The following is a 15097-nucleotide window of genomic DNA, read 5'->3' as shown; positions in this document are numbered from 1 at the left end:
CGGGTCCCGGGAAACCGGGCCCGCCCCTCGTCGTGCCCGCGCTCAGCCCGTGCGCGCGTCGTACGAGGCCCGGGCGGCCGCGATCTCGCGCTGGTGCGTCTCCGTCCAGGTGACCAGCGAGCGGACCGTCTCGTGCAGCGTCCGCCCCAGCGGGGTCAGCGCGTAGTCCACCCGGGGCGGCACGACCGGGTGCACCGTCCGCTCGACCAGGCCGTCCCGTTCCAGCTGCCGCAGCGTGACGGTCAGCATCCGCTGGCTGACCCCGTCGATCTCCCGCCGCAGCTCGGTGAAGCGCAGCGAGCCGCGGTCCAGCAGTGCGATCACCAGCAGCGACCACTTGTCGGCGATCCGGTCGAGGATCTGCCGCACCTCGCAGTCCTCCCGGGTGTCCCACTGGAGCACGTCGTAGTCGTCCTCGGTAACCGTGCAGTGCGTCGGTGACTTCACAGTGCCTTCTTCCATGGTCCCTGATGCTGCCTCAGGATGGCTGGTGGTTACAAGAGGGAACCGACTGGACGACGGAGAACCGCCCGGTCCGGAATCCCCGCCTTCCCACGCACTCCCAGGAGACCTCCGTGTCCGCGTCCTCAGCCGTGCCCGCAACCGGCACACCCGCCCCCGCACCCGCCGCACCGCCCCCCTCCGCCCGATTGACCGGCCGCGAGAGCGCCGTCCTCCTCGTCCTGTGCGGCGCGATCTTCCTGGAGGGCATCGACGTCGCGATGCTCAACGTGGCGCTCCCCTCGATCCGTGCCGACCTCGGCATGGACACCGGCTCGCTCAGCTGGGTGCTGAGCGCCTACGTGCTCGGCTACGGCGGCTTCATGCTGCTCGGCGGCCGCACCGCCGACCTGCTCGGACGGCGCCGCACCTTCCTGTTCTGGCTCACCGTCTTCGTCCTCTTCTCCGGCGCCGGCGGCCTCGCCGGCGCCCCCTGGGTGCTCATCCTGGCCCGCTTCGCCACCGGCCTCGCGGCCGCCTTCATGACCCCCGCCGGCCTGGCGATCATCACCACCGCCTTCGCCGAGGGCCCCCGCCGCAACCGCGCCCTGCTCCTCTACGCGGGCACCGCCGCCGCCGGCTTCTCGCTCGGCCTGGTGGCCGGCGGCCTGCTGACCGCGATCAGCTGGCGCTGGGTCTTCTTCGCCCCGGTCCTGCTCGCCGGCGCCCTGCTGCTCGCCGCCCTGCCGCTGCTCCCGCGCGACCGGCCGGCCGCCCGCCGCCCCGGCGAGCGCTTCGACCTGGCCGGCGCCGCCACCCTCACCGGCGCCGTGCTGCTGCTGGTCCACACCGTGGTGCGGATCGGCGAACCGGACGCCACCGCCGCCCCGACCCTCGCCGAGGCGGCCGGGGGACTGGCCCTGCTGGCCGTCTTCGTCGCCGTCGAACGGCGCTCCGCCGCCCCGCTGGTCCGCCTCGGCCTGCTGCGCTCCGGCCCGCTGCTGCGCGCCAACCTCGGCGCGCTGCTGTTCGCCGGCTCCTTCTTCGGCTTCCAGTTCACCGTCACCCTCTACCTCCAGGACCTGCGCGGCTGGACCCCGCTGCAGACCGGTCTCGCCCTGCTGGCCGTCGGGGTGGACGCGGTGCTCGCGCCGACCCTCACCCCCCGGCTGGTGGAGCGGTTCGGCGTCGTCCGGGTGATCCTCGGCGGCTTCGGCCTGGCGACGCTGTCCTACGCGCTGTTCCTCCCGGTCGGCCCGGACTGGAGCTATCCGATGATGTTCCCGACCATGATCCTCACCGGCCTGGCCTTCGCCCTCGCCTACGGGCCGCTGACCATCGCCGCCACCGACGGCGTCGCCGAGGAGGAGCAGGGGCTGGCCGGCGGGCTGCTCAACACCGCCTTCCAGTTCGGCGCGGCGCTCGGCCTCTCCGCGGTCACCGCCGTCCACCTGGCCGTCACCGGCGGCGGGGGGTCCGGGCTGGACGGCTTCCGGGCCGCGCTGGTGATCCCGGTCGCGGCGGTCGCCCTCGGCGCGCTGGTCACCGCCCTCGGCCTTCGCGGCCGCAGGTCCGTCTGACACCCGTCCGGGCCTCTCCCGAGCCCCGAGCCCCTCGCCGGTCCCGGCCGGTGAGGGGCCGTCCGGTGTCCACCCGCCTCCCCTGCCCGGCCCGTCGACCGCGCCGAAATGTCCGGTCCGGGGTGTAATCGTACGGATGATCAGACCCCGGAGACCGGAGTCCGCCGATGCCGCAGCCCGTCCTCACCCCGCTCACCACCGCCGCGATCTTCCTCGTCCTCACCGTCGACCCCGGCGGAGAGCCCACCGTCCGGGCGCTGCTGCCCGATCTGGCGGGCCTGCGCCGCGCGGTCGGCTTCCGCGCCCCCGACGCCGGGCTCACCTGTGTCACCGGCATCGGCTCGGACGCCTGGGACCGGCTCTTCGACGGCCCCCGCCCGGCCGGACTGCACCCCTTCCGGGAGATCGCCGGCGCCCGCCACCACGCCCCGGCTACCCCCGGCGACCTGCTGTTCCACCTGCGCGCCGCCCGGATGGACCTCTGTTTCGAACTCGCCGGCCAGCTCACCAACCGTCTGGCCGGCGGCGCCACCGTGGTCGACGCCGTGCACGGCTTCCGCTACTTCGACGACCGCGACCTGCTCGGCTTCGTCGACGGCACCGAGAACCCCGAGGGCCGGGCCGCCGACGCCGCCGTGCTGATCGGTGAGGAGGACCCGCGGTTCGCGGGCGGCAGCTATGTGATCGTCCAGAAGTACCTGCACGACCTGGACGCCTGGAACCGCCTCCCCGTCGAGGCGCAGGAACGCGCGGTCGGCCGCACCAAGCTCACCGACATCGAGCTCGCCGACGACGTGAAGCCCGCCGACTCGCACGTCGCGCTGACCAGCGTCACCGGCCCGGACGGCGAGGAACGGCAGATCATGCGGTTCAACATGGCGTTCGGCTCCTTCGCCGGCGGCGGGGAGTTCGGGACGTACTTCATCGGCTACTCGCGCACCCCGGAGGTGACCGAGGAGATGCTGGAGAACATGTTCGTCGGCCGCCCGCCCGGCGCCCACGACCGGCTGCTCGACTTCTCGACGGCGGCCACCGGCACCCTGTTCCACGTCCCGACGGCCGAGTTCCTGGACGACCCGCCGCCCGCGCCGGCCGCCGTCCCGGCCGCCGTCCCCGCGCCCGTCCCCGCCCCCGTCCCGTCCGCCGCCCCCTCCGCCGCCGTCCCCGACGGCTCCCTCGCCATCGGCAGCCTGAAAGGCACCCCCGCGTCATGAACAACCTGCACCGCGAGCTCGCTCCCGTCTCCGCCGCGGCCTGGGCGGAGATCGAGGAGGAGGCCCGGCAGACCTTCAAGCTCCACCTCGCCGGCCGTCGCGTCGTCGACCTGAACGGCCCCGACGGCCCCGCCCTCGCGGCGGTCGGCACCGGCCACCTCACCGCCATCGAACCGCCCAACCCCGGCGTCCAGGCCCACGCCCGCGAGGTGCGGCCGCTCGTCGAACTCCGGGTGCCCTTCCCGGTCGACCGCTCCGCCGTGGACGACGTCGAACGCGGCTCCCGGGACTCCGACTGGCAGCCCGTGAAGGACGCCGCCCGCAGCCTCGCCCTCACCGAGGACCGCGCCGTCTTCGACGGCTACCCCGCCGCCGGCATCGAGGGCATCCGCGCCGCCGCCACCAACCCCGCCGTCCCGCTCCCCACCGATGTCCGCGAGTACCCCGAGGCCGTGAGCAGGGCCCTCACCACCCTCCGCCTGGCCGGCGTCGGCGGCCCCTACGCGCTCCTGCTGGGCGCCGACGCCTACACCGCGGTCAACGAGACCTCCGACCACGGCTACCCCGTCGCCAGCCACATCGCCCGTCTCCTCGACGGCGAACTCATCTGGGCCCCCGCCATCGAGGGCGCCCTGCTCCTGTCCACCCGCGGCGGCGACTTCGAACTCCAGCTCGGCCAGGACGTCAGCGTCGGCTACCTCTCCCACACCGCCGACACCGTCAATCTGTACCTGACCGAGACCTTCACGGCCCGCGTCCTCACCCCCGAGGCCGCCGTCCCCCTCGCCACGGCCTGACACCCCGGCACCCCGGACGCGAACGGGGCCGGTGCGAACCGCACCGGCCCCGTCGTGTTCGGCCGTGTCAACACCAGATGGCGATGTCCCAAATGGAGGCCCCGCCGAAACCGATGCCGAGGGAGAGTGAAAGAGCAGTTGCAGTAATGATCTTGAACACGTCTGACCGCACATTCCTGCGCTAGGCGCCAAGTCGTTCTGGAACGCGATCAGTAAATCAGCCCGAGGCGTGCTGGAACAAATCGGCCTTGAGTTCGCAGGGCGCTGAGTGATAAGCCCGCTATTTAGCGCCGGAGGCTTCGTCCTCACGGCGGGCCCGTGCGAGTGCCTCGCGGGCCAGTGCGGCCTCGTCGGCCGCCTTGATGTGGTCCGCCAGCGCGACGGCCTCGCTCAGCAGCGTGACGGCCCGGCCGGCGGCGCCGAGGGCCAGCTCGCAGCCCGCGAGTCCGCGCAGGGCGGCCGCCTCCTCCCGCGCCGCGCCGACCGAGTGGGCCAACTGCCGCGCGATCGCGTACTGGTCGCGGGACTCGGCCGGGCGGCCGGTGGCCAGCAGGGCGGCCGCCAGGCTGTTGAGGGCGTTCGCCTCGTGCCGGATGCTCCCGGAGGCGCGGAACGTCGCCAGCGCCGACCGGTACAGGGTGACGGCCCGGTCGAACTCGTCGGGCATCGGGAGGGCGGCCGCCAGGTTGGCGTGCGCCACGGCCAGGTCGAAGGGCGGGGTCGAATCGTTGGCGATGGTGAGCGCGCGTTCGAAGTGCCACCGTGCGGCCGGGTGGTCGTGAATTCCCAGATGGACGTCTCCGAGATTGTTCCGGATACGGAATTCGAGTGTTCGGTCCTGGAACCGTACGGCCAGTGGAAGGGCGGCTTCATAGGAGGCGAGCGCTTTTTCTCTCTTTCCCAGGGAATTCTCCACGGTGCCGATGTTGGCGAGGCACCGCGCGGTGTTCCAGAGGTCGCCGCCTTCTCTTCGGATGTGCAGGGCCTCCTCCAGGTGCGCCAGCGCCTCGGGCAGGGAGCTCCGGTGCCAGAGCAGGCTCCCCAGCAGGCTCAGGGCCTCCGCGGTGGCGTCGGCGTCCTGTTCGGCGCGGGCGAGGGTGAGGCCGCGGTCGAGCGCCTCGAAGGCGGCGGGGTAGCGGGAGGCGTTGGCGAGGGTGGCGCCGAGGTCGATCAGGGCGCGGGCCTCGCAGCGGTCGTTCGCCACCGAACGCCAGTGCGACGCGGCGGCCTGGTGCAGGTCGTGGGCCTCGCTCCAGTAGGCCTGGGCGTCCAGCCGGCCGGCCAGCACGTGGGCCAGCCAGGCGGCGGTCTCCGGATGGCCGGTGGTGCGGGCGTGCGAGGCGAGCGCCGCCAGGGCGGCCTGTTCGGTGTCCAGCCAGTCCCGCGCCGACTCGTGCGAATCGAGGTCAAGGTCGTACAACAACGTTTCCATTCCCGGCAATTGGCGAAACTGCGGGAGAGGGAGGCGTGAACGACGGGGATACAGCAGCCGGTCCGCCTGGTCGGCCGCGTGGAGCATGAATCCGAGCAGCCGCCGCAACGCGGCCCCGGCCTCCTCCTCGGCACCTTCATCGCTCATCAGTGCGAGCGCGTATTCCCGGAGAAGATCGTGGAGTTGATATCGCTCCGGGACGTTCTCCTGCAGCAGGTGGCAGTGCAGCAGCGCCTCCAGCAGGTGGTCCGTCTCGTCGACCGGGCGGCCGAGCAGCGCCGCCGCCGCGTGCAGGCCGATGTCCGGCCCGGGGTGGGCGCCGAGCAGCCGGAAGGCCTCCTGCTGCTCGGCGGGCAGCGAACGGTAGGACATCTCGAAGGCGCGGGCGACGCTCTCGGTGTCGTGCCGGATCTCGGCGAGCCGCCCGGTCTTGCGGGAGAGCCGCAGCGCGAGGTGGTCCAGGGTCCAGGACGGCCGGGCCTTGAACCGGCTGGCGGCGATCTCGATGGCCAGCGGGAGCAGCCCGCAGCGGTCGACGATCTCGACGATCCGGCTCCGGTCGTCGGCACGCTCCCGTCCGACCACCGAGGTGAACAGGGCGACCGCGTCGTCCACCGGCAGGATGTCCAGGAAGACCGGTCTGGAGCCGGGGAGTTCGGCGAGCCGGCGGCGGCTGGTGACGAGGATCAGCGCGGCGGGCGAGGTCGGCAGCAGCGGTCGCAGCTGGGCGGCGGTCGCCGCGTCGTCGAGCACGACGACCGCCCTGCGGGTGGCCAGCACCTCGGCGCAGAGCGCGAACAGGTCCTCGCTGTCGAGCGGGATCGTGGTGGCCGGCACCCCCAGCCGGCGCAGCAGCGAGGTCGCGACCGCCTGCGGTGCGAGCGGGCTCCGGTTGACGGCGTGGGCGCCGAGGTTGAGGTGGACGTAGCCCTCGGGGAACCGCCCCCGCATCAGATGGGCGGCGTGCAGGGCCAGCGTCGTCTTGCCGACGCCGGCCATGCCGAGGATCGCCGAGACGGCCACCACGGCGCCCTGCTCGACGGCGTCCTCGGGGCCACCGAGCAGACGGCGGAGGTCCTCCCGGCGGCCGATCAGGCGGCGGCCCGCCGGGGCGGGCGGCGGACCACCGGCGTGCGGGGCGGGGGAGGGGCGCGGGGCGGCGGTCGCGCGGGCGGCGGTCGTGCGACCGGCCGGTCCGGTGAGCGGCTCGCCGGCGAGCATCCGCTCGTGCAGCCGGACCAGGGCCTCGCCGGGCCCGGTGCCGAGTTCGGTGCGCAGCCGGCGGACGACGGTGGGGTAGACGGTGAGCGCGTCCGCCTGGCGGCCGGCGCCGTGCAGGGCGACCAGCAGGTGGGCGGCGACGCGCTCGTCGGTGGGCCGCTCCTCGCGCAGGGCGGTGAGTTCGGGGACGACCTCGGCGAAGCGGCCGAGCCGGAGGTCGATCTCGATCCGCAGCAGGGTGGTGGCGAGGCGCTGGTCGGCCATCGTGGTGCGGGTGGACTGCGCCCAGCTGCCGGGCAGACCCGCGAGCGGTTCGCCGCGCCAGATTTCCTCGGCCCGGCCCAGGACGGTACGGGCCTGGATGTCCTCGCCGTTCTCGGCGAGTTGGCGGGCACGCAGAGACAGGTCGACAAAACGGTGCCAGTCGATCAATTGGGGATCGGCACGAAGCGCATATGTGTGCGATCGGCAATCGATGGCCGGGGCGTCGCGGGAGGCGTCGAGCCCCTCGGCGGCCACGGCCTTTCGCAACTGGCTCCTAATGCGGGAGACATGGCTGTAGATGCTGGCCACCGCGCTGGGCGGGGGCCCCTCGTCCCACAGCCGGCCGGCCAGCAGTTCGTGGCTGAGCGGGCGGCCGACCTCCAGTGCCAGGGCGGCCAGCAGCTGCCGGCCCTTGTCCGAGCGAATTGCCGACAACTCGCCGTTCACCGAAAGTTCAATCGGACCCAGAAGATGGAACTCCATTGTGACGCCCCCCGCCGGTTGGCTACCAGCTTGCTGTCGCAGGGAGCATCCCACGATTGCGGGGGCCGGATCCATACCGTCTCCCGCTGTGCGACGAGGCATTGTTGACACTTAACACGGTCCGACGGAGCCTCATGTGATATGGACGCGACGCCGATTGCCCGTGCACATCGGCCGCTCCCGTCACGGCAGTCCATCGTTCTACCGGTAGGGGGAGCCAGTGGGGCAGGATCGGTTCGGCGGGGCGGGAGTTCATCAGCCGCACGGAGAGCGTGAACCGCACGGACCGCGCGAAGCGCACACCGCGACCCGGAACTCGGTCTCGGGTGCCCGGGTCGGCGGCTCGGTCGTCCAGGCCGGGGAGATCCACCACCTCACCGTCTACGGCCAGGCCGCCCCGCCGGCCACCGCTCCCACGCTTCCGGTACCGCGTCAACTGCCGCCCACCCCGAGACGGTTGGTCGGCCGCGATGCCGACCTCGCCGCCCTGGACCGCGAGTTGGACGACGCTCCGGGCGGCGCCGCCGACGTCACCGTGGTGGTCACCGGCCCGGCCGGGGTGGGCAAGACCGCCCTCGCCGCCCAGTGGCTGCGCCGCCTCGCCGGCCGCTTCCCGGACGGCCAGCTCTACGCCGACCTGCGCGGCCACGCCCCGGGCGGGCCCGCCGACCCGGCCGAGGCGCTCGGCGGCTTCCTGCGGGCCTTCGGCATCGCGCCGGTGTCGCGCAGCCTCGCCGAGGTCGCCGCGCTCTGGCGCTCGCTCGCCGCCGACCGCCGGATCGCCGTGCTGCTCGACAACGCCTCCACCGCCGCCCAGGTCCGCCCGCTGCTGCCCGGCTCGGAACACGCGGTGGTCGTCGTCACCAGCCGCCGCCGGCTCACCGGGCTCGGCATAGACGGCGCCGTCTTCCGGCCGGTCGACGTGCTCTCCGACGACGCCTCGGTGCAACTGCTCGCCCAGCGCGTCGGCGCCGACCGGGTGGCCCGCGAACAGCGCGCCGCCGCCCTGGTGGTGGAACGCTGCGGACGGCTCCCGCTCGCCGTCTGCCTGGCGGCCGCCCGGATCGCCGCCCGCCCCGGCCGCCCGCTCGCCGCCACCGCCGAGGCACTCGGCCAGGAGTCCCAGGGGCTCGCCGCGCTCGACGTCGAGGGAGAAGCCGTGCGACACGCCCTGGACGCGTCCTTCGAGGTCCTCGGGCCGGACGCGGTGCGGCTGTACCGGCTGCTCGGCCTGCTGCCGTTCCCGGTCTTCACCCTCGACGTGGTCTGCGCGGTCGGCGGCCTGGAACGGGCGGAGGCCGACCGGCTGCTCGGCGGGCTCATCGACGTCCACCTGCTGGAGGAGATGGAGGACGGCTTCCGCTTCCACGACCTGGTGAAGCTGCACGCCCGGGCACGCGCCGACGAGGTGCGGGACCGGCCGGAGGGGCGGGCCGCCGTCGACCGCGTGCTCGACTGGTACCTCGCCTCCGCCACCGCCGCCGAGGCGCTGCTCAGCCCCGGCCACCGCACCCTGCGCCGCGACTACACCACCCAACCGGTGCCGGGCGCCCGGGAGTTCACCGACGAGCAGGCCGCCGTCCGCTGGCTCGACACGGAGACCGGCCGGCTCGCCGACGCCGTCCGCTGGGCCGCCGCCACCGGCCGGGCCGCCACCGCCTGGCAGCTCGTCGACGCCATGTGGCCGCTCTTCCTGCGGCTGCGTCCGGCCCGGCTGTGGATCGACGCCCACCGGATCGGGCGCACCGCCGCCCGCACGGCGGGCGATCCCGACGGCCTGCTGCGGATGCTCACCTCGGGCGGCACCGGCCTGCGCAACGCGGGCGAGGGGGAGCGGGCCGCCGACTGGTTCGCCGAGGCGCTCCGGCTGGCCCGCGAACTCGGCCGGCCACTCGCCGAGGCCGGCGCACTGTACGGCCTCAGCCAGACCCACCGCACGGCGGGCCGGCTCGCCGAGGCGGCCGACTGCCTGCACACGGCGGCCGGGCTCCGGGAAGCCGGGGGGGACGTCCGCGGCACCGCGCTCGCCCGCCTCGCGCTCGGCGAGGTCCTGCTCGCCGACGGCCGCCCCGCCGAGGCCGTCCCCGTCATCACCGGCGCCCACCGCGACCTCGTCGCCGTCCCCGCCGCGTACGAGGCGGCCCGGGCACTCGCCATCCTCGGCCAGGCCCACACGGCCCTCGGCGCCCACACCGAGGCCGCCCGGTGCTACACCGAGGCCCTCACGGCGTTCCGCGCGGCCGGCGCCCGCCACTGGGAGGCCCGCGTCCTCGAACTCACCGGGGACCTCGCCCGCGCCCGCGGCGACCTGACGGAAGCGGCCGCCCACTACCGCGCCTCCCTGGCCCGCTACGAAGCCCTCTCCGCCCCCGACACCACCCGCCTCACCACCGCCCTCGCCACCCTGCCGCCCACCTGACCCGTGGGACCCGGCGGTAGCGGCGGCCCCAGGCCGGCGGGCGGTGGCCGTCACCCCGAAGCGGGGCGGCCCTGCGGGGCCCGCCTCGATCGCCCCCCGGGGACTCCTGGCGCGCCCGCGTAGCGTTTGGCGGCTCGTGCGGTTGGCGGATTCCGGTGTGGGGTGGGGCCGGTGGGAGGGGTTGCCGTCCCGCCTGCCCCACCCTCCGGGGGGGCGCCCGCTTAGCGTTCGGTGGTCCGGCCGGCTTGCGGATCCCGGGATGGGGTCGTCGTTCCGCCTGCCTCACCGCCGTGGACCCAGGACCACGCGCGCAGCGCCCGGCGGCCCGTCCCCGACCGGGCGGCCGGCCGGCAGGGCTGCCGTCGCACCGGTGGCGGGGCGGTTCAGGTGGCGCGGGAGCAGGCCGGGCAGGGTGGGCGGGAGGTGTAGGCGGAGGTGGTGAGGGCGGTGAGTTCGCCGAGGGTGCGCCCGGCGGCGAGCCAGGCGTGGGTGAGGGAGCCGGCGGCCAGCCGTTGGGCGGGGGAGGACGGGCCGCTGCTCCCCGGGCGGGGCCGCAGCGTCAGGCGCCCGCCCGTGCGGGTCAGTACGAGCAGCGTGCCGCCCGCCCCGTCGGCGGTGGCCACCGCGCAGCCGGGGTGGGCCCGCAGGACGGCGGCGAGCCGGCCGGGGGCGGTGGCGCCGAGGTGGAGCACGTCGGCGTGGTGGCGCCACCGGGCGGCGCCGGGGTCGGCGAGGTCGAGTGCCAGGTGCTCGTCGACGAACACGCGGCTCAGCGGCCCGCCGGAGCGGCCGGCCGGCGGGCGGGTGGCGAGCAGCCCGTGGCAGACCCCGGCGGGGGAGTGGATGCGGGCCTCGACGTGCGGGCCGGGCGCCCCGGCCGACGGCGCCGGGCCGTCGGCCGGGGCGAGCCGCACGGTGTGCAGCACGGTCACCCGTCCCCCCGTGGCGCCCGGCCGGCCCCGTCACCCGCCGCCCAGAGCGGTGCGGGCAGCGGCAGCGCGGGCGGTTCCGGCAGGTGGGCGGGCTCGCCGAGCCCGAGGACGCGGTAGAGCAGCCGCCGCATCCGGCGGTCGAAGGCGCCCGGCCGGGAGCTGATCCGGGCCGCGATCGCCGCGTACTCCTCCCGCCGGTACTGCTCGGCGGCGTAGCCGAGTTGGGCGGTGAGCGGGTGGGACGGGCTGAGCGCGGGCGCGGTGCGGGCGAGCAGCGCGCCGGGTGAGCGCGGGTTGACGTCCCGGTGCGGGTACTCGGCGAGCAGGATCGGTGCGCCGGTCATGGTGCCGTAGAGGGTGACGGAGCCGTGGTCGCCGATGACGAAGTCGGCGGCGACGAGCAGCGGGCGCCAGTCCTCCTCGGGCGCGAGCACGGTGACCGCCCCGCGCGCGGTGGCCGTCGCCCACGACCGGACCGCCCACGGGCTGTGCGCGGCGGCCACGTTGGGGTGGACCAGCAGCGCCGTGCGGTAGCCGTGCCGGGGCAGTTCGGCGGCCAGCCGCGGCAGCACGGCGTCGAGCCGGGTGAACAGCGAGCCGCTGCCCCAGGTGGAGCAGACCAGCACCAGCCGCTCGCCGGGCCGCAGCCCGAGCGCGGCGCGGTACCGTTCGCGGTCGGGGAGCGCGGCGGCGATCCGGTCGTAGCAGCCGTCGCCGACCACCTCGGCGATCGGCAGTGCCTCCGGGCAGCCGCGGGCGAGTTCGGCGCGGTCGTCCTCGTGGGCGAGCGCCAGCGCGGTGGGCACCAGCCGCCCGTGCCACACGACGTACTCGGGCCCCAGCCCGGCCACCGTGCGCCCGGCTCCGGGGCCGGCCGGCGCCAGTTTGATGTGTCCGGCCCCGTGCGGCAGCCGGACGAGCGGGCCGCGCAGCTGCTCCAGGCCCTGCGAGCCGGCGGCCAGCACCAGGTCGAACTCCCGCCGGACGGCCTCGGCCCACGGCAGCACCGTGCCCCCGAGCCGTCGGACGTGGGCCGCCGCGCCCCCGTTGAACGCGTGCGGCGGCACCGTGAACTGGACGTGCACCCGCAGGTCGGCGGCGAGCAGCGGATAGATGTCGTGCAGCCGCTGGCCGTAGACCATCGAGTGGACGACGACCAGCACCTCCTTGCAGTCGGTGAGCGTGGCCCAGGGCCGCGTGCGGCGCGCCGCGCCCCCGTCCGCCGCCCCGTCCGGTCCTTCCGCCCGGTCGTGGGCGTCCGCCCGGTCGTGGTGCTCCTGCGGCGGCTGCTGCTGCGCACCGCACCGTTCCCCGTGGTTGACTTCGTCGACTTCCCCGTGCACCAAGGTCATGTCGTTCCCCCTCCTTGATCCCGGACCGGGGCCCCGGGTCTCGGCGGCCCCGGCGGGTGTGTGCCCGGGCGGTCTGGCGGATTCCATGAGGGCTCCTGGCCGGTCTTGCACAAACCTTGCGGCCCGCCGTCCCGGCCCGCCGCGGCCCGTCCCGTGGCGCCCGGAAGGCCGCGAAGGGTACTGAGTTCCTTTACGAGGGGTACTGAGTGCCGTATTCTCTCCGGAGAGCCTCGTAGGCTGTCGAGGAGAGCCGACGGGCCGGATCCGCCGAGGGCCGATCTGGCACTCAGTACCCTCGACGCGGCCGAGGCCGTGGACCAGTGCATCCGACCAGTGCACCCGTACCAGGAGAACCGCTCATGAGCTTGAGGATCGTTGTCTGTGTGAAGTACGTGCCGGATGCGACGGGGGACCGTCGTTTCTCGGACGATCACACCACCGACCGGGAGGGCGTGGACGGCCTTCTGTCGGAGCTGGACGAGTACGGCGTGGAGCAGGCGCTGCGGATCGCGGAGGCCCATGAGGGTTCCGAGGTGACGGTGCTGACGGTGGGGCCGGACGACGCGAAGGACGCGTTGCGCAAGGCGCTGTCGATGGGTGCGGACCGGGCCGTGCACGTGAACGACGAGGACATCCACGGTTCGGACGTGATCGGGACGTCGGCGGTGCTGGCGAAGGCGCTGGAGCGGACCGGGTTCGATCTGGTGATCGGTGGGATGGCGTCGACGGACGGGACGATGGGGGTGCTGCCGGCGCTGCTGGCGGAGCGGCTGGGTGTGCCGCAGGTGACGCTGCTGTCGGAGGTGTCGGTCGAGGGCGGTGTGGTCCGGGGCCGTCGGGACGGTGACGCGGCGACGGAGCTGGTGGAGGCGGCGCTGCCGGCGGTGGTGTCGGTGACGGACCAGTCGGGGGAGGCCCGGTACCCGTCGTTCAAGGGGATCATGGCGGCGAAGAAGAAGCCGGTGGAGTCCCTGGACCTGGACGACCTGGGCATCGAGGCGGCGCAGGTCGGTCTGGCGGGTGCGTGGACGGCGGTGGAGTCGGTGACGGCGCGTCCGGCGCGCACCGCGGGCACGGTCGTCAAGGACGAGGGCGAGGGCGGCAAGGCGCTCGCCGGATTCCTCGCCGGCCAGAAGTTCATCTAGTCATCCGGTCATCCCGCAGGTGACGTGCCCCCGTGCGTGTCACCCGCCACCCCTGCTGCCCCCCGAATCACGGAGACATCGAGCACATGGCTGAGATCCTCGTCCTGGTCGACCACGCCGACGGCGCGGTCCGCAAGCCGGCCCTGGAGCTGCTGACCCTGGCCCGCCGCATCGGCGAGCCGTCCGCCGTCGTCCTCGGCGCCGGCGACAAGGCCGCCGAGCTGGCCGCCAAGGCCGCCGAGTACGGCGCCGCGAAGGTGTACGTCGCCGACGCCCCCGAGTTCACCGACCAGCTGGTCGTCCCCAAGGTCGACGCGCTGGCCCAGATCGCCACGTCCGCGGAGCCGGCCGCGGTGCTGGTCACCTCCTCCGGCGAGGGCAAGGAGATCGCCGCCCGCGTCGCCCTGCGCCTGGGGTCCGGCGTCATCACCGACGCCGTCGACCTGCGCGCCGGCGACGGCGGCCCGGTCGCCACCCAGTCCGTCTTCGCGGCCTCCTACACCGTCGACTCCCGCGTCAGCAACGGCGTGCCGGTCATCGCGGTCAAGCCGAACGCCGTCGCCCCGGAGGCCGCCCCGGCCGCCGGCGCGGTGGAGGACGTCACCGTGGCGTTCACCGGCAACGCCGCCACGGTCGTCTCGCGCACCCCGCGGGTCTCCACCGGCCGCCCCGAGCTGACCGAGGCCGCGATCGTGGTCTCCGGCGGCCGCGGCGTCGGCGCCGCCGAGGGCTTCGGCGTCGTCGAGGAGCTGGCCGACGCCCTGGGCGCGGCCGTCGGCGCCTCGCGCGCCGCCGTGGACGCCGGCTGGTACCCGCACAGCAGCCAGGTCGGCCAGACCGGCAAGCAGGTCTCCCCGCAGCTGTACATCGCCAACGGCATCTCCGGCGCGATCCAGCACCGGGCCGGCATGCAGACCTCGAAGACCATCGTGGCCGTCAACAAGGACCCCGAGGCCCCGATCTTCGAGCTCGTCGACTACGGCGTCGTCGGCGACCTCTTCGAGGTGCTGCCGCAGCTCACCGCCGAGGTCAAGGCCCGCAAGGCCTGATCGTCCGGACACCGAAGGGCGTGGCACCGAGTACCCCGGGTACTCGGTGCCACGCCCTTTCCGGTGGGCCCCGGCTACTCCGCGAAGGCCGCCAGGTGCTGGGTGAACCCGCCCTGGGCCGGCGGCAGCGGCCGCGGCTCGGCGGGCAGCGCCCGCTCCGGCTCCTGCGGCGACAGCACCGTCAGCTCCGGCTGCTCGGAGCCGGCCGCGGCGGTGAGCCGCACCCGGGTGCCCACCGGCACCGTGGAGCGCAGGCCGTTGACGATGCACCAGACGTCGAACCCCTCGGCCATCCGGATCAGCGACTTCTGCCGGGCCAGCGGTGTACGGGCCTGCTCGACGGCGCAGCGCCGTACCACTCCGGTGCCCTCGCTGCGCTCCAGCCGCAGATCGGTGGAGCCGCAGGTGGGACAGAGCAACCGCTGGAAGGTCGGGTTGTGGCACCAGGCGCAGCGCTGGAAGTACAGCGTCGCGCACTCGGTGTCGGCGTCGATGGCTGCGTGGACCACGGTGTCATCTCCCTGCGAACTCGTCGTTACCGCCGGAAAAAGGATAGGGAACTCAGTACCATCCTGTGAAGGCACTGAGTTCCCTTTTTGTCGTGCGCGTGCATAATGAAGGGTACTGAGTGCCGTCGTGAACGTCGTGAAACAGGAGTGGCCACCATGAGCCAGGACTTCGATCTCTTCCGGGTCTCCGAGGAGCACGGGATGCTCCGGGAGGCGGTGCGGTCGCTGGCGGAGGCGAAGATCGCTCCGTTCGCGGCGG

General features: G+C 74.4%; 11 protein-coding genes. 6 read left to right on the top strand and 5 right to left on the bottom strand.

Going from position 1 to position 15097, the window contains the following annotated elements; translation table 11 throughout:
- Nucleotides 1-42 precede the first annotated feature (42 nt).
- The gene (locus ACF1AK_RS28920) at nucleotides 43-462 is read right to left on the bottom strand and encodes a winged helix-turn-helix transcriptional regulator (RefSeq protein ID WP_391501772.1); all 420 of its coding nucleotides are present in this window, start codon (nucleotides 460-462) and stop codon (nucleotides 43-45) included.
- A 188-nt stretch (nucleotides 463-650) separates the two neighbouring features.
- Between ACF1AK_RS28920 and ACF1AK_RS28915 the strand changes: the two genes are divergently transcribed.
- From ACF1AK_RS28915 to ACF1AK_RS28905, 3 genes are all read left to right on the top strand, one after another.
- Nucleotides 651-2021 carry an MFS transporter gene (locus ACF1AK_RS28915; RefSeq protein WP_391501878.1) on the top strand — a complete coding sequence of 457 codons (1371 nt, stop codon included), beginning with the start codon at nucleotides 651-653 and terminating at the stop codon, nucleotides 2019-2021.
- Nucleotides 2022-2188: 167 nt separating this feature from the next.
- Complete coding sequence (locus ACF1AK_RS28910; protein ID WP_391501771.1) at nucleotides 2189-3235, top strand: Dyp-type peroxidase; 1047 nt, start codon at nucleotides 2189-2191, stop codon at nucleotides 3233-3235.
- The gene (locus ACF1AK_RS28905) at nucleotides 3232-4032 is read left to right on the top strand and encodes a family 1 encapsulin nanocompartment shell protein (protein WP_391501770.1); all 801 of its coding nucleotides are present in this window, start codon (nucleotides 3232-3234) and stop codon (nucleotides 4030-4032) included. The genes ACF1AK_RS28910 and ACF1AK_RS28905 overlap by 4 nt, the downstream gene beginning before the upstream one ends.
- A gap of 280 nt (nucleotides 4033-4312) precedes the next feature.
- Here the strand turns inward: ACF1AK_RS28905 and ACF1AK_RS28900 are convergent, their stop codons facing one another.
- Nucleotides 4313-7396: a BTAD domain-containing putative transcriptional regulator gene (locus ACF1AK_RS28900; protein WP_391501769.1), complete on the bottom strand. Its 3084-nt coding sequence runs from the start codon at nucleotides 7394-7396 to the stop codon at nucleotides 4313-4315.
- A 256-nt stretch (nucleotides 7397-7652) separates the two neighbouring features.
- Here ACF1AK_RS28900 and ACF1AK_RS28895 point away from each other — a divergent pair, with 256 nt between their 5' ends.
- Nucleotides 7653-9851, top strand: a complete 2199-nt coding sequence (locus ACF1AK_RS28895; protein ID WP_391501768.1) for an ATP-binding protein — start codon at nucleotides 7653-7655, stop codon at nucleotides 9849-9851.
- 383 nt (nucleotides 9852-10234) lie between these two features.
- Here ACF1AK_RS28895 and ACF1AK_RS28890 read toward each other — a convergent pair whose 3' ends face one another.
- The gene (locus ACF1AK_RS28890) at nucleotides 10235-10783 is read right to left on the bottom strand and encodes a hypothetical protein (RefSeq protein WP_391501767.1); all 549 of its coding nucleotides are present in this window, start codon (nucleotides 10781-10783) and stop codon (nucleotides 10235-10237) included.
- Nucleotides 10780-12135 (bottom strand): hypothetical protein, encoded by a 1356-nt coding sequence (locus ACF1AK_RS28885; protein WP_391501766.1) that lies wholly within the window; start codon nucleotides 12133-12135, stop codon nucleotides 10780-10782. Before ACF1AK_RS28885 ends, ACF1AK_RS28890 begins: the two co-directional genes overlap by 4 nt.
- 359 nt (nucleotides 12136-12494) lie before the next feature.
- On the opposite strand from ACF1AK_RS28885, the gene ACF1AK_RS28880 reads away from it, so the two are divergent.
- Nucleotides 12495-13280, top strand: a complete 786-nt coding sequence (locus tag ACF1AK_RS28880) for an electron transfer flavoprotein subunit beta/FixA family protein (protein ID WP_391501765.1) — start codon at nucleotides 12495-12497, stop codon at nucleotides 13278-13280.
- Between the two features lie 86 nt (nucleotides 13281-13366).
- A complete protein-coding gene (locus ACF1AK_RS28875; RefSeq protein ID WP_391501764.1) occupies nucleotides 13367-14329 on the top strand; it encodes an electron transfer flavoprotein subunit alpha/FixB family protein in 963 nt (320 codons plus the stop codon).
- A gap of 74 nt (nucleotides 14330-14403) precedes the next feature.
- On the opposite strand, the gene ACF1AK_RS28870 is transcribed toward ACF1AK_RS28875, so the two are convergent.
- On the bottom strand, nucleotides 14404-14838 hold the full coding sequence (locus tag ACF1AK_RS28870; protein ID WP_391501763.1) for a hypothetical protein: 435 nt from the start codon (nucleotides 14836-14838) through the stop codon (nucleotides 14404-14406).
- Nucleotides 14839-15097: the final 259 nt, after the last annotated feature.

The organism is Kitasatospora sp. NPDC015120 (assembly GCF_043080305.1).
Taxonomy (GTDB): domain Bacteria; phylum Actinomycetota; class Actinomycetes; order Streptomycetales; family Streptomycetaceae; genus Kitasatospora.
This window is presented reverse-complemented; position numbering and strand designations above follow the sequence as displayed.